Genomic DNA, 3533 nt, shown 5'->3' with positions numbered 1-3533 from the left:
GGAGTCCGAAGATCGTGAGATTACTCTAGACAAGGCGCGGGAACTGGATCCGCGCGCCGAGGTGGGTAGCCTGGTTGAGACACCGATGGAAGCGGTCGAGTTTGGCCGTATCGGAGCGCAGACCGCCAAGCAGGTCATCTTGCAGAAGATCCGTGATGCAGAGCGCGAGCAGCTGCTGACTGATTTCCTTCAGCGCCGTGAGCACATGGTGTCGGGTACCATCAAGCGTATCGAACGTGGTAATGCTATCGTTGAATGCGGCAAGCTTGAAGCGGTATTGCCTCGCGATCAGATGATTCCCAAGGAAAACTTGCGTGTGGGTGACCGCGTGCGTGCTTTCCTGTTGCGTATCGATCGTGCAGGTCGTGGCCCGCAGTTGGTGCTGTCGCGTACGAGCGCCGATTTTCTGGTGAAGCTGTTCGAGCTGGAAGTGCCGGAAATCGAAGAAGGCTTGCTGGAAATCAAAGAAGCAGCCCGTGACCCGGGTATGCGCGCCAAGATTGCTGTCAAGGCCAACGATGCGCGTCTGGATCCGCAGGGTACCTGCATCGGCATGCGTGGTTCGCGCGTACAGGCCGTGACGCAGGAGCTGGCCGGCGAGCGCATCGACATCGTGCTGTGGGCGGCAGATCCGGCCCAGTTCGTGATTAACGCTTTGTCGCCTGCCGAAGTCACGCGCATCATGATCGATGAAGATCGTCATGCGATGGATGTGGTGGTTGAAGAGGAACAGCTGGCTTTTGCCATTGGTCGTAGTGGTCAAAATGTCCGTCTGGCAGCAGAGCTGACCGGTTGGAACATCAACATCATGACCGTGGTCGAGGCAGAGGAAAAGGTTCAGGCCGAAGACTCGGTGCTGCGCGAAGTATTCGTGAGCCAGTTGGGCTTGAGCGATGAGCTTGCTGCCGTCCTGGTCAAGGAAGGCTTTACCTCGCTGGAAGAAGTGGCGTACGTGCCGATTTCCGAAATGCTGGAAATCGACGGATTTGACGAGGAATTCGTCAATGACCTGCGTAGCCGTGCACGTGATGCACTGCTGACGCAGGCGATTGCCACCGAAGAAAAGGTGGAGAGTGTGGAAGATGAGCTTCGCAATCTGGAAGGCCTAGATGCCGAACTGGTGCGCAAGCTGGCTGAAAACGGTGTAACAACGCGTGATGATCTGGCCGATCTGGCTGTAGATGATCTTGTGGAGTTGACCGGTATGGAAGCCGAACCTGCCCGCGCTCTGATTATGAAAGCGCGTGAGCACTGGTTTGCCCAGTAAGCATCAAGCAGAATTTACAGATTGTAGGAAGACGAATGGCATTAACTAACGTAAAAGAGTTTGCAGCCGAGCTTAAGCTGACACCAGAACGACTGCTTGAGCAGCTTCGTGCCTCTGGTGTGGCCAAGCAAGCTGCCGACGATACACTGACCGAGCAGGATAAGAGTCATCTGCTGAATCATCTGAAGCGTGCGCATGGTTCCACGACTGACAGTAACGTGACCCTTGCCCGCAAGCAGACCAGCGAAATTCGTACGGCCGATGGCAGTACCGTCAAGGTTGAAACGCGCAAGAAGCGTGTTGTTGCCCGCCCGGAAGAGCAGCTTGCTGCGCCTGCCGCACAAGTCAAGCCTGAGGCTGTAATCGCGCCTGTAGTTGAGGCGAAGGTTGAGGTTAAGCCGGAAGTCAAGCCGGAGATCGCCAAGGTCGAGCCTAAGGTTGAGGTCGCTGCGCCTGCGGCCAAGCCTGCGCCTGTGGTCAAGGCTGAAGTACCGGCCGAGCCTAAAGTTGAGGCCAAGCCAAAAGCAGAACCCAAGGTTGAGGTTAAAGCCGAAACCAAGCCGGCTGCACCGGTCGTGCCAAAATCCATTCTGTCGCCAGAAGAGATTGCATCACGCGAAGCGGAAGCGCGTCGTCACTCAGAGCTACGTGCGCGTCAAGAAGCGATGCTGCGCGAGAAGCAGGAGCGCGAGGCACGTCGCTTGGCAGCTATTGCGGCCAAAAATGCGCCGCCTCCACCGCCGCCGCCGCCCAAGCCTAAGGCTGAGCCTGCTGCCAAGCCGTCCGGTGCCGGTATTACGCCAGCCAAGCCGGAAGACCGCCGTGGCTCCGAATCGGTGCGTTCGGCACGTCCGTCCGCTAACCGCCAGTCGGTGTCTTCTTCGCCAGCGCGTGCGGGTGGTGCACCTGCGGGTGCCCGTCCAGCAGCAGCCGGTGCGCCAGCACCTGCAGCAGCGCCGACAGGCCCGCGTTCACCTGACAAGAAGCCAGGTGGTGGCAAGGGTGGTGGCCGCGAGTGGGATGACAAGAAAAAAGGTGGCCGTGGCCTGAAGACCAAAGGTGGTGATACCGCTGGTGGCTGGAAGTCGAAGAAGAGTGGTGGCCGCAACAAGCATAGCGGGCTGAATGCCTTCAGTGCACCGGTCGATCCTATCATCCACGAAGTGTTGGTGCCGGAAACGATTACCGTCGCAGATTTGGCTCACCGCATGGCGGTCAAGGCTGCCGAGGTGATCAAGGTGCTGATGAAGATGGGCATGATGGTTACCATCAACCAGGTGCTGGATCAGGATACCGCGATAATTATCGTTGGTGAAATGGGCCATACCGCCAAAGCTGCGCAAGCGGATGATCCGGAAGCCTACCTCGAGAAGGATGAGGCAGCTGTTGCAGCTGTTGAGCTGCCGCGTCCGCCGGTCGTAACCGTGATGGGTCACGTCGATCATGGTAAGACCTCGTTGCTGGACTATATCCGTCGCGCCAAGGTGGCTTCGGGTGAAGCGGGTGGTATTACCCAGCACATCGGTGCGTATCACGTTAAAACCGAGCGCGGCATGGTCACTTTCCTTGATACGCCGGGTCACGAGGCATTTACTGCCATGCGTGCCCGTGGTGCCAAGGCTACCGACATCGTGGTGCTGGTCGTTGCTGCGGATGACGGTGTGATGCCGCAGACGATTGAAGCGATTCACCATGCTAAGGCTGCAGGCGTGCCTATGGTGGTGGCTGTCAACAAGATTGATAAGCTGGGTGCCAGCCCTGAGCGTATCCGTCAGGAACTGGTTGCGCAGGAAGTGGTGCCTGAGGACTGGGGTGGCGATACCCAGTTTGTCGAGGTTTCCGCTAAGCAAGGCATCAACATCGATGGTCTGCTGGAAGCCATTCTGCTGCAAGCAGAAGTGCTGGAGCTTAAGGCCCCTGTCGATGCACCAGCCAAGGGCATTATTGTTGAAGCCCGTCTGGACAAGGGGCGTGGTCCGGTTGCGACCTTGCTGATTCAGTCTGGTACCCTGAAGAAGGGCGATGTCGTGTTGGCCGGTACTGCATTTGGTCGCGTACGTGCCATGATAGACGAGAACGGCAAGCAGGTTGATTCTGCTGGTCCGGCTATCCCGGTTGAGATTCTGGGTCTGTCCGACGTGCCGCGTGCAGGTGAAGACGCTATCGTGCTGACCGATGAGAAGAAGGCGCGTGAAATCGCCCTGTTCCGTGCCGGTAAGTACCGTGATGTACGTCTGGCCAAGCAGCAAGCCTCCAAGCTGGAAAA

2 protein-coding genes are annotated in these 3533 nt (G+C 57.9%); both read left to right on the top strand.

The features are described from left to right. Positions 1-1267 (top strand): transcription termination factor NusA (gene nusA, locus ACRC1E_RS08970; RefSeq protein WP_438514756.1); only part of this gene is annotated, 1267 nt, incomplete at its 5' end. 35 nt (positions 1268-1302) lie between these two features. Then, a partial coding sequence (gene infB / locus ACRC1E_RS08965; RefSeq protein ID WP_438514755.1) for a translation initiation factor IF-2 occupies positions 1303-3533 on the top strand: 2231 nt, incomplete at its 3' end.

Source organism: Craterilacuibacter sp. (assembly GCF_051659485.1).
GTDB lineage: Bacteria > Pseudomonadota > Gammaproteobacteria > Burkholderiales > Chromobacteriaceae > Craterilacuibacter.
Note: the sequence above shows the minus strand (reverse complement) of the source record. Positions and strands in the feature narration are given on the sequence as shown.